General features: G+C 40.8%; 14 protein-coding genes and 1 pseudogene. 5 read left to right on the top strand and 10 right to left on the bottom strand.

What is annotated here, in order from left to right; all coding sequences use genetic code 11:
• The 8 genes and pseudogenes from G3O08_RS04230 to G3O08_RS04195 form a co-directional block, all read right to left on the bottom strand.
• A pseudogene (locus G3O08_RS04230) lies at positions 1-1,302 on the bottom strand (carbohydrate-binding domain-containing protein); the annotation flags it as partial.
• A gap of 76 nt (positions 1,303-1,378) precedes the next feature.
• A complete protein-coding gene (locus G3O08_RS04225) occupies positions 1,379-3,277 on the bottom strand; it encodes a glycoside hydrolase family 3 protein (protein WP_163283430.1) in 1,899 nt (632 codons plus the stop codon).
• A complete protein-coding gene (locus G3O08_RS04220) occupies positions 3,274-5,589 on the bottom strand; it encodes a glycoside hydrolase family 3 N-terminal domain-containing protein (protein WP_317164027.1) in 2,316 nt (771 codons plus the stop codon). The genes G3O08_RS04225 and G3O08_RS04220 overlap by 4 nt, the downstream gene beginning before the upstream one ends.
• A 12-nt stretch (positions 5,590-5,601) precedes the next feature.
• Complete coding sequence (locus tag G3O08_RS04215; RefSeq protein WP_163283428.1) at positions 5,602-6,882, bottom strand: family 16 glycosylhydrolase; 1,281 nt, start codon at positions 6,880-6,882, stop codon at positions 5,602-5,604.
• The gene (locus G3O08_RS04210; RefSeq protein ID WP_163283427.1) at positions 6,879-8,468 is read right to left on the bottom strand and encodes a sugar porter family MFS transporter; all 1,590 of its coding nucleotides are present in this window, start codon (positions 8,466-8,468) and stop codon (positions 6,879-6,881) included. Before G3O08_RS04210 ends, G3O08_RS04215 begins: the two co-directional genes overlap by 4 nt.
• An 8-nt stretch (positions 8,469-8,476) precedes the next feature.
• Positions 8,477-10,690, bottom strand: a complete 2,214-nt coding sequence (gene bglX, locus G3O08_RS04205; protein WP_163283426.1) for a beta-glucosidase BglX — start codon at positions 10,688-10,690, stop codon at positions 8,477-8,479.
• A 105-nt stretch (positions 10,691-10,795) separates the two neighbouring features.
• Positions 10,796-12,118, bottom strand: coding sequence for a T9SS type A sorting domain-containing protein (locus G3O08_RS04200; RefSeq protein ID WP_163283425.1), 1,323 nt, complete (start codon positions 12,116-12,118; stop codon positions 10,796-10,798).
• A gap of 27 nt (positions 12,119-12,145) precedes the next feature.
• Positions 12,146-13,009 carry a glycoside hydrolase family 16 protein gene (locus G3O08_RS04195; RefSeq protein WP_163283424.1) on the bottom strand — a complete coding sequence of 288 codons (864 nt, stop codon included), beginning with the start codon at positions 13,007-13,009 and terminating at the stop codon, positions 12,146-12,148.
• A 238-nt stretch (positions 13,010-13,247) separates the two neighbouring features.
• On the opposite strand from G3O08_RS04195, the gene G3O08_RS04190 reads away from it, so the two are divergent.
• Positions 13,248-16,169 carry a two-component regulator propeller domain-containing protein gene (locus G3O08_RS04190; protein ID WP_163283423.1) on the top strand — a complete coding sequence of 974 codons (2,922 nt, stop codon included), beginning with the start codon at positions 13,248-13,250 and terminating at the stop codon, positions 16,167-16,169.
• A gap of 23 nt (positions 16,170-16,192) precedes the next feature.
• Here G3O08_RS04190 and G3O08_RS04185 read toward each other — a convergent pair whose 3' ends face one another.
• On the bottom strand, positions 16,193-17,509 hold the full coding sequence (locus tag G3O08_RS04185; RefSeq protein ID WP_163283422.1) for a glycoside hydrolase family 2 TIM barrel-domain containing protein: 1,317 nt from the start codon (positions 17,507-17,509) through the stop codon (positions 16,193-16,195).
• A 263-nt stretch (positions 17,510-17,772) separates the two neighbouring features.
• Here G3O08_RS04185 and G3O08_RS04180 point away from each other — a divergent pair, with 263 nt between their 5' ends.
• From G3O08_RS04180 to G3O08_RS04165, 4 genes are read left to right on the top strand one after another with little or no spacing between them, the layout of a single operon-like run.
• Positions 17,773-19,839, top strand: coding sequence for a hypothetical protein (locus G3O08_RS04180; RefSeq protein WP_163283421.1), 2,067 nt, complete (start codon positions 17,773-17,775; stop codon positions 19,837-19,839).
• A 3-nt stretch (positions 19,840-19,842) separates the two neighbouring features.
• On the top strand, positions 19,843-21,630 hold the full coding sequence (locus G3O08_RS04175; RefSeq protein ID WP_163283420.1) for a hypothetical protein: 1,788 nt from the start codon (positions 19,843-19,845) through the stop codon (positions 21,628-21,630).
• 4 nt (positions 21,631-21,634) lie between these two features.
• Positions 21,635-22,672 (top strand): hypothetical protein, encoded by a 1,038-nt coding sequence (locus tag G3O08_RS04170; protein WP_163283419.1) that lies wholly within the window; start codon positions 21,635-21,637, stop codon positions 22,670-22,672.
• A gap of 1 nt (position 22,673) precedes the next feature.
• On the top strand, positions 22,674-23,885 hold the full coding sequence (locus tag G3O08_RS04165; protein WP_163283418.1) for a hypothetical protein: 1,212 nt from the start codon (positions 22,674-22,676) through the stop codon (positions 23,883-23,885).
• Between the two features lie 317 nt (positions 23,886-24,202).
• Here the strand turns inward: G3O08_RS04165 and G3O08_RS04160 are convergent, their stop codons facing one another.
• Positions 24,203-25,486: a tetratricopeptide repeat protein gene (locus G3O08_RS04160; RefSeq protein WP_163283417.1), complete on the bottom strand. Its 1,284-nt coding sequence runs from the start codon at positions 25,484-25,486 to the stop codon at positions 24,203-24,205.
• Positions 25,487-25,520 lie beyond the last annotated feature (34 nt).

Raw genomic sequence — 25,520 nt, 5'->3', positions numbered from 1 at the left:
TGTACCAGCAGCTTGGTTTGCAAAATTGAATGTTAGCGTTTCCCAGTCGCCAGCCATAGTGGTTGTAGCCTCAGTCTCTACCGAAACGGTTGGCACGCCAACTTGCTCAACTTTCAGCCTAATAGGTATTCCCGAAGTTGGTGACCATACGCGTACCGTCATTGTTGTAGCTCCTGCAGCAAATGGCAAAGGCTCGCTAAAACCAGAAACATCTGCAACAGTTGTTCCGGCCCAAGTTTGGGCTGCATCAGTTTTAATTGACTCTACTACCAAATTGCTAGCATCAGTTGGATCTACAATTATTTGTGAAGCATTCCCACCAAAATCGGTTAGTTCATAATCAACTTCATCATCTTCGAAAGTGATAGGGAGTTCAATCATATTTTCACCTCCGCCGTTTCCGTCGAATGTTACATCATCCCAATAGTAAGTCTGTGAACCGGCTGTGGCTCCATCTGTTCCAAAATTAAAGAAGATAGAGGCCTTATTGTACGTATTGGCAAAGTTAAGAGCGGCTGTACCAGCAGCTTGGTTTGCAAAATTGAATGTTAGCGTTTCCCAGTCGCCAGCCATAGTGGTTGTAGCCTCAGTCTCTACCGAAACGGTTGGCACGCCAACTTGCTCAACTTTCAGCCTAATAGGTGTACCAGATGTTGGTGACCATACGCGTACTGTCATTGTTGTAGCTCCTGCAGCAAATGGCAAAGGCTCGCTAAAACCAGAAACTTCTGCAACGGTTGTTCCAGCCCAAGTTTGGGCTGCATCTGTTTTAATTGACTCCACTACCAGATTTCCTGCATCTGTAGGGTCTGTGATGATTTGTGAAGCGTTTCCACCGAAGTCTGTTAGCTCATAATCAAGCCCTCCATCTTCAAATGTAATAGGCAGCTCAATATCACTTGAACTCCCAGTCGCACATCCTTCACCTACCGTATATTGGATTATGGTAGATGTGGCAAGACCACCGGCAAAGGCAAACTTAATAGCCACATTAAAAGCACTGCCATCAGCTAGTCCAAAAAATGTTGATGAAAATGACTGTCCACCAGTGTTATCCATTTGCGTTTCAGCAAAATCTGGCGTATAGGTCTGTGCAAAGGCTACGAGACCATCCTTTATGTCAAGAAGCTCAACAGAAACTGTTACATCTGGTCCATTGGTCACGATTGTATAGTCAAAGCCCATATCGAATGTGCCTTCTGCTGCATCCGTCCATGTGCCGGAGCATTCGCCCGTTTGGGCGTGAATCATACTGCCGGATAATCCGAGAAGTACGATCAATAATAATCTAAGTGATTTCATAATTCTTGTTTTTAATGATTTGATTTTTAATGTGTTAATTGATTTTAAGATTTCTCATTTCTTATTAAGGTTTATATTAATTCTCTGTATTATTTGAATAACTAAGTCCGTAGCCAAAAGCAAAAAGCGGATTGTAAGGCTCATCTCCTTTTCGGAAGTTTTCACCAGCTTTTTTCTGCCAGCTAAAAGACAGCTTTCCTTTAAAGTCGTAAACGCCAAAAAGTAAATCTGCTACTCCCTGACCTTCACTTCCCGGTAGCCACGCAGCAACAAATGCAGTTGATTCTTCTAATTCTTTTTCAATGATTAAAGTCCTTCCACTCAAAAGCACCACCACAGCTGGAATTCTCTGGTTTGTAATATTTTTAATAGCTTCGAGATCTTCCGGGTGCAATTCATTGAGCACAAGCGAATGACCATATGGATGTAGAACCTTCATCAGGCCCTTAATCTTTGTGGCCATTTCGGCAATGGTTTCATCACCCTGTCGTATGTCACCCATTCCTTCAGCGTAGGGCGTTTCGCCTATCACCACTATTCCTACATCGTGCCTTGAGCGGTCGGCCATATTTCCATTAATGTTGAGCTCGGCCTTTGGCGACATGGCTTTTATTCCTTCCCAAATGGAGGTTCCGCCTATTATTTTTCCCCTTTGTACACCGGCATCCGCTCCATAAGCCGTTGTAATTTTGCTTGCTGGTTCATCACTCTCCTCGTCCATACTGTCTGAAACGCCCTGCCAGGCCACTGTAAATCCGCCACATTGGTGTCCGCGATCGTTTGCATTTTTACCTGCTACAATTATGCGTGCGTCTCTTTTTAAGGGCAGTAGGTCGTTTTCATTTTTTAATAATACAAGCGATTTGCGTACTGCTTCACGAGCTACTTCTCTGTGTGCACTGCCGCCAAAGCTCTCATGATTAGACCAGTACCTAGCCGATGGCCGTGGTTTTTCAAACAAGCCATATTTGATTTTAACATAGAGAATTCGTCGCACCGCATCGTCAATCCGCTCAGGTTTCACATTTCCTGAATTGACATGTTGGTTTAGGCTTTCGCCAAATGGCTTCCATTTTTCTGACACCATAAATAGGTCAATGCCAGCATTCACGCCTTGAGCCACCGTTTGATGAAAATCAGCGTTTAGATAATCGCAACCATCCCAATCGGAAATGATAAATCCTTTAAAGCCAAGCTCTTCTTTGAGGACGTCAGTAAGCAGGTATTTATGTCCGTGAAGCTTGTCGCCTTTCCAACTATTAAAAGATGCCATCACGGTGAGTGTACCTGCCTGAATAGCAGGTATGTAGGGCGGTATATGGATTTTGCGCAACTCCGCTTCAGAAATATCGGTATCGCCTTGATCAATTCCGTAAGTAGTTCCACCATCGCCAACCCAATGTTTAACACATGCTATGACAGAATCTGTCTTTAAATCGCCTTGCAAGCCCTCCACAAAGGCGCCTGCATAGGATTTAACGATTTCAGGATCTTCGGAATAACTCTCGTAAGTTCGACCCCATTGGTTATTTCGAGCCACCGCAAGCGTAGGGGCAAAAGTCCATTCCACTCCTGTAGCAAGAATCTCACGCGCAGTGGATTGTGCTATTTTTTTCACGAGTTCAGGATCATTGGCACAGCCCAATCCTATATTATGTGGAAATATTGTAGCTCCAAGTACATTGTTGTGACCGTGAATGGCATCAACTCCATATAAAATAGGAATGGGCAAATGCTTTTCGTCTTCTTCTACAGATGCAGCCCAAAATGCATCGTTCATCTTTACCCAGTCTGCCGGTTTGTTTTCTCCTGGACTTGACCCGCCGCCGCTTAGCACAGAACCAATGTGAAAAACTTTAACCTCTTCAGGAGTGATAGACATACGTTCGGTTTGAATCATTTGTCCAATTTTCTGCTCCAAAGTCATGCGACTAAGCCATTCTTCAACTCGCTGATATATTTCCTTTTCGCTCATTTCTTTTTCCGTCTTTTAGTCATGGTTTCAGGTAAGTTTTCGATTTTTGGGCTACTTTCCTGATAAAGAAATTGAACTTCTAATGTGTCTATCATTAATGTGAATGCGCCCGGTTCAGTAATCCATTCATTTTTTGCATTCACAAAAGCTAAATCTTTAGGGTGAAGAGAGAATTGTACTGTTTTCGTTTCGGCTGGTTGAAGGTTTATTTTCTCAAATCTTCGCAATTGTTTTACTGTAGGTACAATACTCGCAAATTGATCTGCGCTATAAAGCTGAACGATTTCTTTCCCTTCTCGGCTGCCGATGTTTGTCACCTTTACCGATACAAATAAGGAGTCATCGCTGAAAAGGGTGTCATTACTAATTTTCAAATCGCTGTAAGCAAAATCGGTATAGCTCAGTCCAAAACCGAACGCGTATTGTGGATCAAAGGCATCATACCCAAATCCCTTGTCTCGTTCGTCGGCTCGTGTATGATCATATGCCCACAAAGAATTGTTGTATTTGGGATAGGTAATAGGCAGCTTTCCGCTGGGGTTTATTACTCCGTAAAGGACATCGGCAATAGCTCGGCCACCCTCATTTCCGGGAAGGTAAGCCATCAAAATTGACTCAGCGAGCGGCTCAATTTCTCTGATTATTCGTGGTCTGGCTTCCACCAATACAAGTGTGATGGGCTTGCCGGTTGCTGCTAATTGTTTAACCAGATTAATCTGAGCATTGGGGAAATCTAATGCATCAATATCGCTTGGTTTTTCTGTAGCCGGAATTTCGCCCAGGCAAATAATGATCCGATCGGCTTGAGCAGCTTTTTCAATGGCTTGCTTCGTATTCACATCCGAATCGTATGAAGTTCCTTGAGCGTATATGCTATTTTCCCGGCCAATTGTGTTTTGAATAGCTTCTAGAATTGTTTCTTTTTCCCATTCGTTAAAGGTGGTATCAACTCCGCTCCAGGTTCGCGACCAGGCACCGTTAAGGTAGTTGAGCGAATTTGAAGCAACGCCCGTCACCAGCACTTTTTCGTTTTTTCCAAGCGGTAATTGGCTGTTCGTATTTTTAAGCAGGGTGATTGATTCTGCGGCAGCATTGTAACTCGATTCGGCGAAAGCCGGAGAACCATAATCCATGTAGAGATCAGAATCGGTTTGAATAGTATCAAAAAGTCCAATCTTAAATTTCACATATAAAATACGCCTTACAGCATCGTCTATTCTCGAAGTTTTCACAGCTCCTTCATTTACCAGCTCTATCAAATCTGATGCGAAACTGGCATCGTAGGGCTCCATACACATATCGAGACCGGCATTGACGGCAAGCATTACAGCTTCTTTCTCGGTTGCCGCAACCTGATGTGTTTTCACCAAATTGCTCACGTCTTCCCAATCAGAAATGGTGAATCCGCGAAAACCCAATTCTTGCTTTAATAACTTGGTAATCAGGTATTCATCTGCGTGAGATGGAATTCCATTAATGGCGGCAGAGCTGATCATAATCGCCAGCGCACCGGCATCAATCGCTGCACGAAATGGTGGGAGATAGTCTTGGCGCAACTTCCGGTAAGAGAGATTTACGGGAGAGCGGTCTTTACCATTGGTGGGAGCTCCGTAGGCCAAAAAATGCTTTAAACACACAAAAGAACTGTAAGGGTTGGACTGATTATCGCCTTGCGCTCCCTTTATAGTCGCCAATCCCAATTGACTCGTCAAGTAAGTATCCTCGCCAAAAGTCTCAAAAATTCTTCCCCAAAGTGGTTGTTTGCAAACGTCGAGAACCGGTGCGTAGTTCATCGGAATTCCCGAAGCGCGAATCTCATAAGACGTTATAGCTGCTCCTTTTTCAACGAGGTCGCGACTCCAGGTAGCCGCCATGCCGAGCTGGTGCGGAAACAAGGTGGAGCCGGCAGAGTAATTTGCGCCATGCACGGCATCAATCGCGTAGAGTACTGGGATTTTAAGCCTCGTCTGGCTCTTTACATAGTCTTGAATGATTTCAATATTTTGTCTCCATTCACGCGGACTGAAAGGGTAGGTGCCGAGATTTTGAACAGAGCCCACGTGGAAGTTGCCGAGTAAATCGCGCATCTTGGCGGTGTCGAGAATCACCGTATCGCGCTTGTTCCAAAAGTCACCTTCGGCAATAGCCATCAAACTAATATTCGTCATCTGACCCACTTTTTCTTCAAGGGTCATTTCTGAAATAAGCGCATCTACCTTTTGGTAAATGGCTTCATCTTCGCGTTCATTTGCATTGACTGGTACCTGCGCAAATAAGCTTTTGCAGATAAACAGAAATGCTATGTAGAACACGGTTTTCAAATCTTATTTTTTTTGGTAAACTCTTACGTAGTCAACGATCATTTTTTGGCTGTAAATAGTTGGATCTATGCCCATTGCGCCTCCCCAGCCACCACCCATTGTGAGATTAAGGATTAAATTTTGAGGCTTGTCAAACGGCCAGGATAATGGTGTGGATGTATCGTCATATTTAAAATATTCCTGATCGTCAACTGTTGCTTTTATCTCATCAGGACTCCACTCTATGGCGTATGTATGAAATTCTTCATGCATATTCTTTACATCAATGGTGCCCGTGGGTTGATTGCCAAGCTTGAAATAATAGGCCCCGCAATGCGCTGATGCATGGGCGATTCCATTTCCTGTCGTATCGTTCATTTGGTATCCAACGCTCTCTAAAATATCTATCTCGCCGCAGTAAGGCCAAGAAAGTTCATCTACATAGTCATCACCCAAAGTCCATCCTGCCGCCCAATTGCCTCTGTAAGGAGGAACTTTTGCTCGAAACTCGATTTTACCGTATAGAAAGGAGACTTTGCCGCGGGTGGTAAGCCTGGCCGAAGTCCATTTCTCACCCATATCACCTTTAAGCGCTTCAATTATTAGATTTCCATCTTCCTGTCTGGCATTTTCAGTTCTATTGGCTGTGTAATATTGCAATTCAGAATTTCCCCACCCCCAGTTTCCTATGTCAAAAGTCCATTTGGTTGTATCGGGCAATCCGCTGCCATCAAATTCATCAGCCCAAACCAAATCCCAGTTTTCTCCGCTCATTTCTTGCGTAAGCGTTTCAGGTGATGCAAGGTGCTTTCGCATAAGCACCATTTTGATAGATTCAATATTTATTGCGCCTTTGGCTTGTAGTTTTATAGTATGCCCACCTTTATTTAAAGGACTTCCATCTCGAAAGTGCAGGATCGGTTCTTTTCCATTTTCAACAGGTATGGTTCCGGTTATATTATAGGTGCGACCATCTTTATTACCTACATAATCTTCGATCCAAACAGAAGAGCTGTCCCTATTTGAATTCATCAAAAATTCAATTCGGTACCTGCCAGCTTCTTTTACATTTATTTGGTATGTGCACGTACTTTCTCCAGAAAGGATAATACTTTTTTTATTGTTCGCCACTTCTACATCTCCAGTAGACCGGACAAACGAAGAAGGAGTTATCACTATCTCCTCTTTGACTGGTTTTGATATGGTTTGACTCTTTTTTTCTGGAGATTCACAGGAAGTCAATACCGTCCACGAATACAAAAGTATCAGAGACTTAAAGAATACTATGTTTTGATATCCTTTCATTTCACAAGCAATGTTTCAAGTTCTTCCAATGATTTTCCTTTTGTTTCGGGCAGCTTGAGTATAATAAAAATCAAACCTAGAACTGCGAAACCCCCATAGATCATAAAAGTGATCGTGCTTCCCAGATTCTCCAATTCCCACGGGAATACAAGCTGGACTCCAAAACTTACAGCCGAGTTTACCAGCCCCACAAAGGATATGGCTAAACCGCGAATCCATATTGGAAACAGTTCAGAAAATAAGACCCACATTACGGGACCAACGCTTATTGCAAAAGATGCCACGAAGCCTAGTATTCCGATGAGAATGAGCATAGAGTTTATAGTAACTGCGCCGGTAATAAGTTGAGATTCATACGTTTTTGCAGGCAACTCTCCAAGATTTTCTCTCAGGGCAATTTTAAAACTCACGTCGTCAATAAAGGTTTTATTTATGATAGGAGCCAGCTGCACCCGATCTATTTCGGCGGGTAATGCGGTCAATGATTCTTCTGTAAGTGTATATGATGCTGAATGAAAGCCATAGGAAAGCAGAAACATACAAAGCGCAATTCCGGAAACTCCAAAAACAAGAAGCGGTTTTCTTCCCAGTTTATCTATCAAAGCGATTGCTAGTAGGGTGAAAACCAAATTAATAAGTCCTACATAAATGGCTTGCGAAAAAGAAGCATCTGTTCCAATACCCGACTGCTCAAAAATCATAGGCGCATAAAAGAAAACGGAGTTTATACCGGTTATTTGCTGCAAGATTCCAATAACAAGACCGATGGTAAGAACCAGTCTTAGTGCAGGTTTAAAAAGTGTTTTTATTGGTGTTTTTTCTTTTTTGCTTGTATCTGCCATACTCTCTTTTACAGATTGTATTATCTCGGCAGCTTCTTCTGGACCGCAGGCTCGGGTCATAACTTTGAGGGCCTCGTCATATCGCCCTTTCATGGCAAGCCAACGCGGGCTGCTTGGCACAGCGAAAAGGCCAAAAAAGTAGAGAATTGCCGGTATGGCTTCAAGTCCCAGCATCCAACGCCAGTTGTATTCGTCAAAACCTAGAGTTTTAGTCCATTCAGCTTCAGACTGGCCCCATTGTAGAATAAGGTAATTCGTGAAAAATGCTACAGAAATACCCAGAACAATATTCAATTGGTTAAAAGAAACCATGCGTCCACGCAATCCCGGTGGCGAAATCTCTGCAATGTACATAGGGGCAATAATTAGGGATGCACCTACTCCAATACCACCAAGCATTCGGGCTGCGATAAGCCAGAAGAAGCTTGGTGCAAATGCCGATCCCAAGGCAGAAATAGTGTACAAAATGGCAGCGATGGTGAGTACTCTTTTTCGACCTAGATTATCGCTTAATGGTCCTGAAACCAGCATAGCCAAAGTGGCGGTAAGAGTTAATGAACTTACTGCCCACCCAAGCTCAAGCTTTGAGAGTTCAAATTCCAATTCTATAAATTTATTCACCCCTGAAATGACCGAAGCATCAAATCCCATCAGGAATCCTCCTAGTGCGACGATTAAAGCTGTAAGGACAATAAATCGGTTGGTCTTAGAACCTTTAATTTTTGGTTTTTGATTGGTTTCCATGGTTGGTTTTAGCTTATTATTTTAAAATGAGCGTGATGTGTTGCGTTACTATCCCCACCTATCCAAAGGTCAAAATCACCTGGTTCGGTAACACATTTCATTTCCTTATTGTAAAATGATAATTGATCGGTATGCATCTCAAACCTTCCAGTTTTTGTTTCGCCGGCTTTTAAAGAAATGCGCTGAAAGCCTTTGAGTTCTCGTACTGGTCTGGTTACACTTCCAAACCGGTCACGGGTATACATTTGAACGATTTCGACAGCCTCCATATCACCCACATTTGAAACATCAATAAGAATTTCAATTGATTCATTGAGCCGCATTTCATTTTTAGACAGACGCAAACCGCCATAGCTAAAATGTGTGTAAGAGAGCCCATGACCAAAAGGGTAGAGTGGATCTACTCCGGCATCCATATGAAAGGAGGTATTTCCTGTTGAGGTTTGCGGAGCCCTGGCAGGAATATCATCTATGTGTAAGAATGAATTTTGTTTTGCGGGTCTGCCCGATTTTCTCTGATTGTAATAAATAGGTATTTGACCTACCATTGTTGGGAATGAGAATGGCAATTTCCCGGAAGGGGAGACTTTACCGAATAGAATATCTGAAATTGCCGGGCCGCCCATCGTTCCCGGATGCCACGCCATAATCATACTATTCACATAGTGCTGTGTTTGAGTCAATGTAAGCGGTCTGCCGGCCATGATGACTAGAATTGTGGTTTTGCCGAGCTTAGAAATTTCTTCGAGCAATTCATTTTGATATCCGGGTAGGTCGATATCTGCACGACAGTGCGCCTCACCGCTTAAAATAGCTTCTTCACCCATAAACAGTATCACCGTCTCCGATAATTTTGCCGCTTCTATTGCTTCCGCGAATCCGTCACGATTTTTAGTTCTCGTCGTTTCGAGACCTCTGGCCACTCTTATTGTTGTATGCTCACCTACCGCTTTCTGAATGGATTGAAGGGGTGTTTCACACCAGCTTTCTACACCGTCAAAAGTCCATGTGCCCATTTGCTCTAAAGCATCATTTGCCAAAGGACCAATAATAGCCAGGTTTTGAACTTTTTCAGGATTAAGTGGTAGAACGTTGAAATCATTTTTTAGAAGCACACAACTTTCAATTGCAGCTTGCTTAGCGATTTCCAGATGTTTCTGATTTCCCTTTTCGGGAAAAGCGGTTTCATTTGTAAACGGATCGTCAAACAAGCCTAGATCAAATTTGATTTTAAGAATGTTGCGCACGCATTCGTCTATCTGGGCGATGGTAATCCTTCCTTGATCTACAAGGTCTTCAAGGTGATAGATATACGAACGGCTTGCCATTTCCATATCAACCCCTGCGCTTACGCTATCAAATGCAGCCTCTTCGTGATTTTTCGAATAGCCTTGTGTAGTTAGCTGAATCACCGAATCCCAATCGCTAACTACAAAACCCTCAAAACCCCATTCCTGGCGAAGGATTTTCTTCATCAGAAGTTGATTTGCAGTAGCCGGCACACCGTTTACATCGCTGAATGCGGTCATAAATGTTGCTACACCTGCTTCTTTGGCTGCTTTAAATGGCGGCAGAATGGTATTCCGAAGGTCATTTTCAGAAATGTTCACGTAGGCATAATCCTTTCCAGATTCGGAGTACCCATAGGCTGCAAAATGTTTGGCACAAGCGGCAATGCTGTCGTGGTTTGAAAGATCGTCACCTTGAAAACCCTTGACCATCGCAGCTCCAAGCACGCTTGTTAAATAGGGATCTTCACCCAAAGATTCTGCAATTCTACCCCATCGCGGGTCTCTCGTAATATCAATCATGGGCGCAAAAGTCCAGTGAATGCCTACAGAAGCTGCTTCAATAGCACTTATGCGCGCTCCCTTTTCTATTATTTCGGGATTCCAGCTAGACGCTTGACCAATTGGAATAGGCAGCATCGTTTGAAATCCGTGAATTACATCGCGCCCAATAATAATTGGAATTCCAAGACGACTCTCCTCAACAGCAATCCGCTGAATTTCGTTGAGAGTGTCTAAATCAGTTTCATTTAATAACGAACCTACTTCTCCGTTGCGAATAGCTTTCTTTAACTGATCGGTAACACCTCCCTGACCGGCTATTTGCGACATCTGACCGATTTTTTCACGCAAGGTCATTTCGGCGATTAAAGAATTTATTCGCTCGTTAAATTGTCCACTTTTCTTAGCGACAGCTGAGGATTCCTTATTCATAAGTGATTCTGAACGGTTGTTATTCTTCAAAAAAAAAGCAAAGCAGATAATCAATATCGAAAAATTCTGGATTTCCCGATTTGATTATCTGCAATTGAAAATGAACTATCTATTAAGTACTATTTTACCTGAAGCTATTTGGCCATCAATTCTGAAATTGTAGAAATAGATGCCGTTGGAATAATCATTGGCATTCCAAAGCACTTGATTTGAGCCTGCTGCCTGTATTCCCAGATTGTTTTGCTCAACCACTTTACCGGTAATGTCCATGATGTCGTAAATTACATTCGCAGAGTTTTTGAGTTCATACTCAAAAGTCGTCGCTCCATTAGATGGATTCGGATAAGCTTTAAAAGATACAACAGCTTCTAGCTCATCAATAGCGGTAGTATTGGTGGCATTAAAATTATCGAAATAGTATTCGTCAGAAGTACTGGCTCCCGGATCGAAGAGAACTACAAATTGGGTGATGTCTGTTGCTTCAAAAACCTCACTAGGATCGTAAGAAAGCGTTTGCCATGTGCTGCTAACACTAGTCTCAGCCGACATTGCCAGAATAACGTTCCCTGCATTGTTTTGGAGAGATACTATGACTGTGGTAGGAGCATTCGGATCCCATACATCTAAACTCATAGCGCTGTTAGCCGAAAGACCCAGTGCTCCGTCAAATCGACCAATAATTACATCGTTTTCCTCGCCTCCATTGCGCACATAGCGCGCCACATGTGAAGATGGATTTCCATCTGAATCGGGGTTTAGAATACGTTGGAAATTGATTCCTGAGTGTGAAAATATGTAATTAACGTTTTGATGACATTCAAAATCGTTTAAAATGTTGGCATTCGGTGCAATACCTTCACAAGCATCTACAGCAAATTCGGGACCTTGCAGATTATCCCAATAGTACGTGTCATTGGTATTCGTGTTTGGGGCGAAAAGCAACACCAATTGATTTAGTATGGTTGGAGCAACATTCGCGTCAGGGGTTCCGGTAAGCGAAAACTCAAGCGTTTCCCATTGCTCGGCAACTGTTGTTACCGCCTGGTATTCGCTGTGGCGACCTGTAGGGTAAGGATTCATGGCGAGAGAGGTATTCTCAAGTGTTATTTGAACTGTAGTGCCAACTGCCGGACTCCAAATGTCCATAGACATAGTCTTCGATCCTGTAGCATAATCGGTTACATTCGCCATAACACGATTTAAAATAAGCACATCAAAAGTTTCAGAAGCATTTCTTGTGTATTTCGCAGCTACTAAACTTGTATTGATTCCCGCTGGATCAGGATTTTCATTGTAAGGAATGAAAGTACCGTTTATGAATCCATAATTCGTCTGCCTGATGTCTTCAAAATTGTCCCAGGTTTGTTGTCCATTTACTTGCAATACATATATGGCAAGAAGGGGTAGGAGGAAGTAAATTTTTTTCATGTTTTTGGTTTTAAGATTTAATTTTAATTATTGATAAACTCTTACATAGTCTACTTCCATTTTTTGTGGAAATACAGCGGAGCCATCCGGATTGCCCGGTAAATTGCCTCCAACAGCAAGATTCAGTAAGAGATGAAATTTCTGATCGAAAGGGTAGGTGGTAGGCAATACTGTTGAACGTGTATTTGGCTCACCAAAAAGCTCACCATCCACCATAAATTGAATGCACTGCTCATTCCATAAAACTGAGAAGACATGGAATTCATCATGAAAAGAAGGCTCACTGCCAGCTTTATCAAAGTATTCAGTGTCAAAACGCCAAAAATCATGACCATAATGGATAGTTCCAAGCGTTCTTCGCGAATTATCACCCAGATATTCCATAATATCAATTTCACCACTTGCAGGCCATCCTCCATAAGCAGTATCGGTAGGAAGCATCCATATCGCAGACCATAAACCTTTACCAATTGGCATTTTTGCTCTCACATCTATTCTGCCATACTTCCAGTCTCCTTTGTTTTTAGTCACAATTCTTGCTGAGGTGTAGTCAAATACTCCAAGATATTTGGGGTCTTCCTCAATAGCTTGTATTACTAAATTGCCATCTTCTACAAACGCATTCTCATCCCTCTTTGTGTAATACTGAAGTTCATTATTTCCCCACCCACAAAGATTTTCAGAAATTTGGCAGCCATCTCCTAGATCATATGACCATTTTGTTGAATCTATAGCATTGCCTTCAAATTCATCATTCCATACGAGCTCATAATTATCCAGAGCAATATCAAATTGACATCCACCAATTTCTTCTACTTTTTCTGTGCAAGATGAAGCGATTAGTATGATTAAGACTGAGCAAATTTGAAACTTGAATTTTTTACAATGCATGAGAATTAGTTAACGTTGTCAATAATCTCAAAGATAGTGAGCTACTGTTTATAACGCCATATAATTCCCTACATCACGCTTACGTCGCAACTGACTATTGAGTACATCAATGCTACATCATACTACATCACTAAACACGAACTTTTCTATAAATGATTTGTATTTCAGAGATTTACATTTATCTTTAGTGCGAAATTTGTTTCACAATGATTCGTGTAGACTTCTAAGTATATATCAATTGAGTATAATACGTACATCCCGGTTTTTTATCATAGCCAGCTTCGTGCTGGGGTTTTTTTGCAAAGATATTTCTGCCCAAGAAGTTAACATAGGTATTCCTCCTATAACAAACTTCACCAGATCAGAATATAAAGCCGGTACTCAGAACTGGGAAATAAGACAAAGTGAAGAAGGGATTATTTTTATTGGTAATAATAAAGGTTTGTTGAGATATGAAGGTCATTCCTGGAATTTGTTTCGTTTGCCCAATGCAACCATCATCCGATCTTTTAATATTGATAATCAAAATAAACTCTTTCTCGGTGGTCAAAATGAAATAGGATTTTTGGAGTCAACTGATTTTACCAGGGAAAATTATGTTTCACTTACACATTTAATTGCCGAGAAAAACCTTGACTTTGAAGATGTATGGAAGACCTTTATCATTGATAGCACCGTTTATTTTTGTTCAGAAAAGGCCATATTTATTTATAACGGAGATTCTTGCAGCACAATTGAACCTCTGGGCGGACGCTTCGAGAATTATTTTGAAGTAGATGGGAGCCTTTTCTTTCAGGATATTTCGCGTGGCTTGTATAAGTATGAGGCGGGAGAGCTCATTAAAGTTGGCGGCAATGGCGTTTTTGAATCAGATCGTATTGCGTCTATTTTGCCTTTTGATCATGGAGGTTTTCTTGCGATCACAGTATCAAGTGGGTATTTTATTATTCAAGAAGGCGCGGTTTCGAAGTGGGATCGATCAGATTATTTGAATGGCTTTATTGAGAAACCTTATTGCGCCATTAAATTGGTAAACGGTAATTATGCAGTGGGAAGTTCGCAAAATGGTCTGACTCTTTTCAATAAATCTGGACAAATACTCACACAACTTAATGTGGACAGAGGGCTCCAGAATAATACCGTCCTAAGCATTTATGAAGATAAGCAGAATAATTTGTGGTTAGGTCTTGATAATGGCATCGACTACGTGGAAATTAATTCACCCTTAAGTTTTATTGGTTCCGAAATGGGAATAAACGGAACCGGATATGCTGCCCGGGTATTTGAAGAGAATTTGTATTTGGGCACCAATCAGGGACTTTTTAAATTGCCGTGGAGTGTTGATCTGGACTATGGCAAATTAAAGTTTAATGCGGTTAAGGAAGTTGAAGGTCAGGTATGGGGTCTAGACGAAATAAACGGTAACCTTATAGTTGACCAACATGCTGGAGCTAATGCAATCGCCGGTAGTGACCTAAAAGGAATTACCAATATTCAAGGTGTTTGGAAATCAGCTGTTTTATTAAGTGATTCAGAGTATGTAATTCAAGGTGCCTATACAGGGTTTTATTTGTTTGGTGTGGATTACAAAAATAATGCTGGCTGGGAGTCACTGGGTAGGATTGATGGGTTTGATGAATCAGCAAGACTATTTGAAGAAGATGATGATGGCAATATTTGGGTGTCTCATGCTTATCGGGGTTTATATAAACTCACTCTTGATAAAAACTTAAAAAAGTTTCAATCAATAACGTCTTATGGCAAGGCTAAAGGACTTCCTTCTGACATTTTTACAAGTGTTTCTAAAATTAGGAATCAACTTACATTCTCAACTCTAAATGGGATCTATAACTACGATCAACAAAGAGATACCTTCTTGCTGAATGAAAATTTGACAGAATTAATCGGAGAAGGGAAAAATGTGAATCAGATAATTGAAGATGATCTCGGGCGGATTTGGATTTCAATGGAGAATGAATTCGGATTGATTAAAGTAAAGGAGCAAGGTCTTTCAAACGAATTGGAGATATTTTATCTCAATCAGTTAGAAGATGCGCTGGTTGATGGATACGAGTATGTGTACTCTTACGATGCTGAAAACTCATTTATTGCTATTGAAGATGGGTTTGTACACTTCAACCCGTCTAGCATAAGTAAGCCCGAAATTCCTTTCAACTTGATATTGGAAAGCATCAATATTGCCTTAGACGACGATTCAATAGTTAATGTGAAAAGCAGGTTTGACGGGGCTGTAAATCCTGAATTTCAAAGCAATATGAATAATTTCAACTTTTCTTTCGTAACTCCCCACTTTGAAAAATTCAATGAAATAGCTTATCGCTATAAACTTGCCGGGTTTGATGAGAACTGGTCAGGCTGGTACAATAAAACGACCAAAGAGTATAGTAATTTGCCGGCAGGAGATTATGCGTTCACCGTAGAAGCTAAAAACGTATACGGAGCACTTAGTAAATCGGTAAGCGTGTCATTTAGAATTCTACCTCCATGGTATAGATCAACAATTGCGAAAGGGATTTATATTATTCTGATTATTTCTTCCCTCGTTTTCTATTGGCGCTATATCTCTTTTAGAGAGAAAAAGAAGACCGAAACTTTTAAGCAGGAGCAAAATGCTCATCTAAAGGAAAAAGAGGCAGAGTTCCAAAAATCAGTCGAGGAAAACGAATCTGAAATCATGGAGTTGAAAAATAAGAATCTAAAGAGTGAAATAGCATTTAAGAATAGTGAATTGGCTTCAGCGACCATGCACTTAGTTCAAAAGGGTGAGATTTTAATGAAAATAAAGTCTGATTTAAGTGAAATTGCGAAAAAAGTCCCGGAAAATTTAACTGCAGATATAAAAAGAATAGAAAGGAAAATAGAAGCAGATGTGCGGCTCGACAAAAACTGGGAGCGGTTCGAAAAGCATTTTGATCAAGTGCACCAAAACTTTTTTAAAAGGCTACGGGCTAACCACACTGATCTTACCCCAAAAGATCAAAAGCTTAGTGCCTATTTGCGCATGAATCTAACTACCAAAGAAATAGCACCATTACTCAATATCTCTGTAAGGGGTGTGGAAATTAGCCGCTATAGACTCCGCAAAAAACTCAACTTGGAATCAGATACGAATTTGGTTTCATTTATTATGGAAGTTTAAGTTGCATCAGGGGTTTTCTTCAACTAGTTGTTTGGCTCATTCTGAACATAAAAAGGAATATTCGCTGTTGCGGCATTTCCGTTTCCATCATAAATGTACACGAACATTCTGTAAGGTCCCTCACGTGAGGGAGTTACAAATAGAAGCTCATCCTGTGAACTGCCATTCTTGCTTTTGAATTTAACAGGCTTAGGCTTTGACTCGGCGTCACCACCACTTTTTATATCCGTACTTTCAGGTAGCATTTCCCATCTAAATTCCAACGGGTCGTTATCTGCATCACTTACAGCCGTTTGTATGTTGTATTCTCTACCTGGTCTCAAATAAACACTTTCATATCTATCCTTTCCCTCAATGGTGATGCTTGTAATAGCCGGTGACTGGTTTTTTGGCAGCTTTCCTGACCAACCTTCCTCCAGAACGTCCATCACTGCCGTTTCAGTGCCATCCTCCAAAAATACTCCATACCAGGTAGGCGTTGTTTCTTGTTTATGTCCCCATAGAAATACGTATGACCCAATACACATTTCCTGATCTCTGAGAATTCCTTCCTTGTAGCGCTTTTTGTATGACTCTGCTTTTTCGGTGCTGGTTTGTTCTACGGGAACACCCCAATCGGTTTTTGCTACTTCCCAGTGGCCATTTGGCCCCCACTCTGCAACAATATATGGGCCATCCCAACCGTAGGCGCGCATTTCTTTATCCAAACCAATAAGTCCACCATATGTATTTATTCCATATATATCTATGTTTGGTGCCCGCTCTTTTACAAGCTGAACTTCTGCCACATCTACACCTGCCGTTACCGTCATGGTAGGGTGATTTGGATCTATGTCATGAACCATTTTGGCAATGTCGTTTATGGCATTCCAAACTTTAAAATCCGAATAGAACAAATCTGTTTCATTTCCAATTCCCCACATCAGTATGGCTGGATGATCCTTATACTCTTTAACTATTTCTGTAAAACGCTCTAATTGTGCCTTTACAGCCTTCGAATCATCGTAGTCAAAACCTTGGCGCTCACAGCCTACCCACAGTCCAAATAATACACTTAGTCCTTTGGAGTGAGCTTCGTCAAGAATAGCAATTGCCTCGCCCGCTCCCCAGGTGCGTACCGAGTTAGCACCATAGGCCACTGCTTTGTCAAGATAATTTTGTCCACCTACACCTTTGATGTAATACGGTTCACCACCTCTGTAGAGCTGCCAGTTTCCATCCGTTTTTTTAAGCTCTACTTTAATGACTTTCGATGCCTCTTGACCTTGAGAAAGTGATGATACTACTGAAAAAATCAGTACAAAGCTACAAATGAGTAATTTCTGAGTAGGTCTATTCATTTTTGAATATTTTATTCTGCTAATGACGTAATTATGAATGAGTATGATATTCCTTATTCATACCGATAGATTTGTTGAGGATATAAACAAGCCTTGAATGTAGCCAGTTTTCATCATTCCATTCAGTTCGATTTACTTATTGATGTATATATGATGTAGTGAAAAATGCAATGATGTATCTTTGATGAACAGTGCCAAGCAAAACCAAGCAAAAATATTTTTAGAATTGTCGTCTATCAATTCTTATGTAGAATTTTAAAGGTATGTTTAAAGTATCTTCCCGATCTCAACTTACAAGAGTTAATAACCGCGCTAGTCGCTGCTATATTGCAGTGGTCGTAATATTTACTTGTTTATTCAGTCATACTTCATTCGCACAACCAGTTGATAAAGTTACTACACGTGTAGATTCTACACTAATAGATTCAGACCATGGTATTGACGTGGCTGCCGGGATTCATTATGATGAAGATTTTGTAGCAAACAAGCTCAAAAAAAGGGGGCAGAAGGTTGCAGTTTTCGGGTATTACCGATTGTTTGGATATGGCAGGAATATGAAGGAATATTATCCTGGATTGAATCCGTACGAGCGAGGCTATTCTGTAGGAGATGGGTATAGAGAACCAATGTTGTCACTTAATGTAATGGCTCGTCCAAATGGAAAAACAAGTTTTGGATCAGAGCTGTATTTTTTTACACCTTATGATGGCACAATAGATAACAATGTTTTCACTACGAACTTAGGTATCAATTTTTACGGAAATTTCAGAACCCAGCATGGAAACTTTGGGATTCGGGCAGGAGGGATCCATTGGTATAATTTGAGTCCTTTTACTATTGGGATTTATCAGGTTCTTGACAAATTCACGATTTTTGATCGCACACCGTGGGAAGGTGTCAGTAATATGGAAAAGTATGACGCTTTTTGGAGCTCCGGGTCCACGAGCGCGGGCGACCTGCGCTGGAATTATCAGGCTTTTCAGGGTTTAATACTGAACGGAGCTCAGCTCCCCGGCGATATTTCCGTAGACTTATTCTGGGGAAAAACTCAGGCAAATGGTGGATTAATAAATTCAACAGAGGAATCATTTGGTAATCCCCCACTAAATCTTCAAAGTGGAAATGTTCCTAACTATTTTGGCCTAGCTGGAGACCGTCGGGTTTTACCAAGCACATTAGCTGGAGGTAAAATCGGGAGATCATTCGGAGCCAATAAAGATCAAACCTTATTCTATAACGCGATATTCAGTCAAACAGCATTGGATAGCATTAATCAAGATATCACCAGAGCTTATCAGGTGCATTCTCTTTCGCTTGATCTAAACGTTCAAAAAATTAATATATCCGGAGAGTTGGGTGCAGGGAACTACAAGAGTCCGACTTACGAAGAAAAATGGGGAGAAGCCTTAATGCTTCGTTTTAAAATACCTGAGTCAATCTCGTTTGTTCCCTTGGACATTCAAGTTTATCAAATTAGTAAGAACTTTTACAATGAAAACGGAGAAATTGCAACCAACTCTAATCCAGATATTTTTGATGAAATTGGATTAACAGTTGGTTCAACAGGTGTTTCTGGTCAAATAGCGCAATCCAATCAACTGGTTCACAACAGGCGAGGAATAACCATCGGAACTGGCTATGAGTTCGGGGCACTTAAACTTGCAGGAACCTGGAGTTTGGCTCAAGAAATTGATCCTTTAGCTACCGCATTAAGTTATGTTCATAGAATCAATGGATTAGCAATGTCAAGAATTTATAACCCTTTTCCTGGGGGAATTAGTCGAGCCATTATTTTTGGTCCTTACAATCGAAAACTTTCTTTCTTCAGGGGTACCTCTGAACTTGTGCAAACAACTGATGCTGATCCGGGTACTAATCTCGCAAAGCAAAGAAAATTTTTCAATACCGCTGACGTCCAAGCGAAGTACAATACAAGATTATTTGATAGATCTCTCTATCTTTTTTACCTCGGTTTTTTTGGAAGCGTATCGCCGAATGCTGAAGCTGCTCCGGGATACAATGATGAGTCATATCTTTTTGTGCAGCAACACGAGTTGGATGTATACTACGAAATTATTCCGAAGTTTATTCTCACCGGATATTTTGGAGTCGAAAATGCACGTGGAGGAAGATTTACCGAATGGAATGAAGAAACGAATAAGCCATTAGATCAATTGGGTACTGCCGTCGGCGTGGGCTTTGACTGGATGTTATCAGAGAATTCGGGACTTTATTTCAGACATAGGTGGATGACTTTTGAAGATAGAAGCTTTCCTCTTGACAAATATCGCGGACGCGAAATAACCATAGAACTCAAAACATTTTTTTAAGCCATGAAAAAGCAAGCATTACGGTATTCGATGGTTCTGTTGATTTTTGCACTGAGCACCAACATTGGCTATAGCCAAGACGGGTCATCAACGGCATCTGAAAAAGAAGAACAAGGAGAAAAAATTCGTTTTAACGGCTTGGGAAGAACCAATCTTTTACAAACAGGAATTGATGGAAATCTCTTAGAAGGTGATACGCTCACTCCAAGAAGCTTAACTGATGGAGAGTTTTTACTTGACTTGAAAATTAATGCAACTCCTAATGATAAGACTGAGGTCCAAACTATCCTTAGGTTGAGAAATGAATTTGGCGGTTTTTTTGGCTCGGGAATGACGATAGAGGTGCGGGAATTATGGGCGCGAGGTGTAATAGCAAATCGAGTAAAATATCGTGTGGGTGATATGGATATGAAGCTCTCGAAGTACACTTTATACAATTACGATGAGGAAGGACATGTGAATCAACCAGCCGCATTCATGCCTCAAAAAGAGATTATCTACTATGAGCAATTCTACGGAACAGACAATACGCGTAGACTGCAAGGCGCGAATCTTAATTTTGGTTTGCAATTTACTGACGTGATTAGAGATATGGAATTCACCGGATTTATTGCCAGGGTGAGGGGTACAGATTTTTTTACTATTCCATCGCGCTTTGTTTCAGGTGGCGAGTTGCAGTTTTCGACTTATTCGCTTAATGATTCTCTTAAAACTAAGGCAGATTTCGGTTTTTATCTTGCACATACGTTTGATGACTTAAAATCGGGTGAAGCAAATACAGGAATACGCAATACGGTGGCAACCTTTAATTGGGATTTAAAAATTTGGGATTTAAAAAATACAGCACTTCATTTTATGGGTGAAACCGGCCAATCATGGTTGGTTTCAAAAAATGACTCGGTAGATTTCTATTCCAGCGATGATAGTTTTCTTGACCTTGGCGCTTCACTCCATCTAAAACCGCAAAAAGTTCATGTAGATGCATCTTTTCTAGATGTAGGGCCCGAATTTTTTAGTATCGGTGCTCAAAGTAAGCGTATTGAATACGATGCAACTAAGAAATACTACAACCGTGCCGGTGAAGCTCAGGATCAGCGATCACCCACACTTTTTGACATTACCAGAGACCCAGCTATCTACACATTTCAATTGTCGGATAAGCTTATGCCTTATGATCCGCGCTTTAGCAATACATTTCCATATGGTAGAGCAACTCCAAACCGACGAGGAATTACAGTAGGTGCCGACTATGGAAAAAATACAGACAAGCTTGAGGCACGACTCGATGCTGCGATTATGAGCGAAATTAGAGGACAAGGAACTACGGAACTTAAGAATTTCACCTTGCTAAAGGCTGCGGCCACAATACATATCGATAAGTATATAGATTGGGAGAAAAACCTTCGATTTACCCTTGGATACCAATACGAACTTACGGATAGAGGTGGGTTGGACGTAGAAAAAGTTAACCTTTCTTCTAATCTCCTCGAATTGGGAATTGAAGCTGAAATTTTTACTGATTTCGAGGTATTGCTGGGAGCAAAACTACTGCAAGCAGAAGGTAGCGATTACATACCTCGCATTGATAATTTTAATATTGTTTCAGATTTTCCGGGTAGAAGCATAATAGACGATACGGAAACGCTATTGGCAGGGGGTGTTCGCTATAACTTTAAAGAAGGAATTTACATAACCCTTCAATACCACGCTTTTTCATCGGATAATAATTTGAATAGTCAACAAAGCTATAATCTAAACCAGATATTTGTTTTATACACCATGAACTTTTAGCCTTATGAAACGCAAAGAATACATATCAAAAGGCAAAGCAGGACTTAACTTGCTAAAGCTTTTCGGAATCTTATCAGTGCTCATTTTTGCTATTTCTTGCAGCCATGATGAAGAGCCTGACGGGCCTAATTTGGAAGATCGCTTCGGGCCTTTTATGATCATTTCTGAGTTAGAAGTAAATAGAGATAGTGTTGATTTTGCCTCTGGCCAAACCGTATTGTTTAATGCTGAGTTTAATAAGAATGTAAATTGGATCATCACCATTACTGGCAATGAGAGTGGCGCCGTGAAAAGAATAGAAGGTTTTTCGCGAATCGTTAATTCGGTAAACGCCGTGTGGAATGGAAATACAACTCAACTTCCTTTCTTCAAAATAGAAATGTGTAATATAGAATTGACAATTCCTGAAGAAGTAGACTTTTCAAGTCTTGCTTCGATAGAAATTAGTTCAACGAGAATTTATCCCGGCACTCTTTTTACAGATTTCGAACAACCGGCGGGTTCTAATATTACACTTGGTAATTTTGAATTTGAACTTACAAACAACACAGCAAGATCTCAGGCTTTTCCTGCAGCTCATGGTGATTTTTTCTACCTTTTTGAAGGAACAGATAATGTAGTGCCAAACTTTTTTACAGGACTTATTGTTATCAGTCCGCAAATAAATGGCACAGAATACGTTCAGTTTCCCACAACCGTGCCCGAAAATTTGTATTTCAACTTTTTTCTTTACAATGATGGCCGACCTTATGGTATTGCCGTAATTCAATTTGCTTATGATACCAATGATAATGGGGTATTTAATGATGGAGTTGACCAAACTTTTCAGCTCACTGGAGATTTCCCTCTGAACTTTACCGGCTGGAAACAATTTAGCCATACAATGGCAGATGTAGGTCTCACACAAGAATTGCTTCAAAAAATTGTGGCCATTCGGGTATTGTTAATATCTGATATGAATTCACAACCTACACCACCACTACAAGTACAATTTGGAATAGATTATATGACATTCACAAGTGGAGCCCCTTTAAGTCTGTAGTATGCGTTCAATCCTACATATGATTTGTCAGCACGCTACCTTGTTTTTCTTTGGGTTGATGCTTTTTGGTTGTGTCCAATTCAAGCCCCAAACACTTTATGACGGACTTGAGCCAATAGAGAAGCCAACGAAACCAGAAATACTCTCAATTGTAGTTGAGCCTGTGATTTTTCGGGATAATGCAAAAGATATGTGGGGTCTTAAATCAGATAGTTGTCAAACGGTAAGTCTCACAAGTGAGTTTACACATTCAGGAACTGAGGCAATTGATCTGGAATGGAACCCAGCTGCGGGTGGTTGCGATTTTGCCGGTATCGGTATTGGATGGGATAGCTATGTGGGCAAGGATTTGACATCTATTATGGATTATGCAGCCATACAATTTTATGTGCGTTCTAAATCTGGTCGCATGTTTGGCTTGCCCATTGTACTTACACTTGAAGATCATAGCGGAGGAATGGGATTTTCATATACTGATAATAAGTATTTTGAACGCACTGCCATCGATGAGGAGTGGCAAAAGGTTGTGGTTCCGCTTAATAGCTTTGAGATGGAAAAAGAAAACCTTGATCCTTCCAACATAAAACAGTTGCAGCTTGAGCTCCAGCAGAGCGGGAAGATTTACCTCGACGATATAGAACTGGTTTACTATACACCCGAACCCATTGTCCCATGGATGGACGAGGAGGTTCTTCCAAATCCACTTTCAACTCCCATTGTGATTTTTGATAAAAAATTTATAAATGACAATTATTGGGGATTTATAAAAGATGATTGTCAGAATTTTGAAATGAAACCAGTGGATTCGTTAAATGAAGGAGGAGATATCATTCATGCAAAATGGGAGGAGAAAGAAGGATGTAAATTGATGACTTTTGGAGCGAGTTGGCATAAGTGGAAACCTGTAGATTTAAGTAATGTTCTTGGTTCAAAAGGATTTTCGTTCAGAATAAAGCGCGCAGACGGCAGTAGCGAGTCACTTCCTATTAAAGTTGGTCTTGAAGACTATGATCGCGCAGTAACGTATGTAATGCTCTTACCAAAGTATGTAGCAGAAGGCAATTACGACACCAATTGGAGAGTTGTTAAAATACCGCTCTCAGATTTGCCGAAGGGTTTTGATTTCTCACGCACCAAGCAGCTCATGTTTAATTTTGAAGAAGCAGGTGAGGTTTTTATTGATGACATCAAGTTTATTGATCTCAAAGATTAATTTATTGGCTCGGGAATATTTCTAATTTGGTAATTCTGTTTTTACTTTCCGATTTTAAATCAAAAGCATCTCTATGCCCTATCCTGGTTGTTTAATCCTTAGGAAGGAACTTTTATAACTACCGATGTGCTATGATTTCCAGCATCGACAAAGTCGTTAATTATCGGCCTCTTCCTAAATTCTCTAAATTCCTTCTGCAAAAATAAAGTCTCAAGTGCTTACCCCAATAAGTTTTGTAGATTTCAAATAACGAGCTTTTACAAACAGAAAAGGCTGCCGAAAGACTGCCTTTTCTAACACCATTCATTGCGCCCTTTCTACAATCGATTCACTTCTTCCATAACAACAGGCCCCAATTCAAAAGCGGCTTCTTGTAATTCTTTTTTCATACTATTGGCATCAGCCATCATGCCATTTGCCTTATAGATCAATGCGCTATGATATTGTGCCATGGGTTCATAGGTTTTACCTTTTACATGTAGATTGATCGTTTCCAAAGCTTTTTCTTTTTGTCCTGCTTTTAGTTGTGCATACGCCAAAAGCTGGTATGTTTCGGGGGTGGCTCTATTTTCTATTTCCTTTTCGGCTAGGGTCAAAGCTTTATCCGGATTCTTATCGGCATAGAGCTCTATTAAATAGGTGTTGTACATTCCGCCGTAAAGTGGGTTTGCAACTGCCTTAAGAAAAGCATCGAGATTTTCTTCTTCAAGTTTTGTATTTCCGTTATAGGCAGCCATTTCGGCTTTTAGCAGGTAATAATCAGGTACCTTATGTCCTTTTGCCGCAGCATCAAGAATTCGATTGGCTTCTTCAGTATTTTTGTCATTCGCGTAGGCAATCCATGCTATCCCTTTTTTTGCGTAAGCATTATCGGGCTCAATTTCAAGAGTTTTCAAATAGTGCTTGTATGAATCTTCAATTCTTCCGGCGTGACCGTAAAAATCAGCAAGATTGGTGTACGACCAAATCTTGAGCGTTTTATTATTCGAAGTTTCGGCAATAGCCTTCGCTTTTTCCATGTAGCGGATGGCTTCAGGGAGGTTGCCCAAATGGTCATTCCACTTAGAACGACGAATCAAAAAAGAAAATCGGTTTTCATTTTCAACACGTTGCAGCATTTTGCCGGCCTCTTCATATTGGCCAAGCTCCATATAAACATCAAAAAGCATTAAATGCGTTTCGTACTTATCTGAAGGACCGTTGAGGCTCTCTTCCAGCAAATTTTTGGCCTCCTTAAATCGGTGCTGAGAAATATAATTGTGTGCCAGTGACCGGGTAAATCCATCTTTATTATTCGCAGAGAGTTCAATACCTTTTTTGTAAAGCACCTCGGCTTTTTTCAAGTTTTCAATGTCGCCAGTTGCAGTAAAAAGCGCTCCATACGAACCGGCTGCTCCGCTTATATCGCCTACCCCTGTTGTGTCACCATCTATTCTGCTATTCCAAAATTCATAGCTTTCCATGGCGCTTTCAAGACCGGGTTGCTCGGTAGTGGTGAGGTAAATATTGTAATCGGCGGGGTTGGCAATTTGTTTATCGGAAGGTTTTCCGCAAGCTGTTAATAAGCCCAATGCAGCAATTATGAGTGGTAAGGTTTTCATGCTTTCTGTTTTTTTGGTAGAAGTAAAAAAAAAA

It is taken from the genome of Cryomorpha ignava (genome assembly GCF_010686655.1).
Classification (GTDB): Bacteria; Bacteroidota; Bacteroidia; order Flavobacteriales_D; family Cryomorphaceae; genus Cryomorpha; species Cryomorpha ignava.
This window is presented reverse-complemented; position numbering and strand designations above follow the sequence as displayed.

What these genes read in the sequence shown, in the direction of transcription:
- G3O08_RS04160 (WP_163283417.1), bottom strand. Translation starts at nt 25,486, where the DNA reads ATGAAAACCTTACCACTCATAATTGCTGCATTGGGCTTATTAACAGCT.
- G3O08_RS04215 (WP_163283428.1), bottom strand. Translation starts at nt 6,882, where the DNA reads ATGAAAGGATATCAAAACATAGTATTCTTTAAGTCTCTGATACTTTTG.
- G3O08_RS04200 (WP_163283425.1), bottom strand. Translation starts at nt 12,118, where the DNA reads ATGAAAAAAATTTACTTCCTCCTACCCCTTCTTGCCATATATGTATTG.
- G3O08_RS04185 (WP_163283422.1), bottom strand. Translation starts at nt 17,509, where the DNA reads ATGAATAGACCTACTCAGAAATTACTCATTTGTAGCTTTGTACTGATT.
- G3O08_RS04180 (WP_163283421.1), top strand. Translation starts at nt 17,773, where the DNA reads ATGTTTAAAGTATCTTCCCGATCTCAACTTACAAGAGTTAATAACCGC.
- G3O08_RS04175 (WP_163283420.1), top strand. Translation starts at nt 19,843, where the DNA reads ATGAAAAAGCAAGCATTACGGTATTCGATGGTTCTGTTGATTTTTGCA.
- G3O08_RS04210 (WP_163283427.1), bottom strand. Translation starts at nt 8,468, where the DNA reads ATGGAAACCAATCAAAAACCAAAAATTAAAGGTTCTAAGACCAACCGA.
- G3O08_RS04170 (WP_163283419.1), top strand. Translation starts at nt 21,635, where the DNA reads ATGAAACGCAAAGAATACATATCAAAAGGCAAAGCAGGACTTAACTTG.
- G3O08_RS04195 (WP_163283424.1), bottom strand. Translation starts at nt 13,009, where the DNA reads ATGCATTGTAAAAAATTCAAGTTTCAAATTTGCTCAGTCTTAATCATA.
- G3O08_RS04165 (WP_163283418.1), top strand. Translation starts at nt 22,674, where the DNA reads ATGCGTTCAATCCTACATATGATTTGTCAGCACGCTACCTTGTTTTTC.
- G3O08_RS04225 (WP_163283430.1), bottom strand. Translation starts at nt 3,277, where the DNA reads ATGAGCGAAAAGGAAATATATCAGCGAGTTGAAGAATGGCTTAGTCGC.
- bglX (WP_163283426.1), bottom strand. Translation starts at nt 10,690, where the DNA reads ATGAATAAGGAATCCTCAGCTGTCGCTAAGAAAAGTGGACAATTTAAC.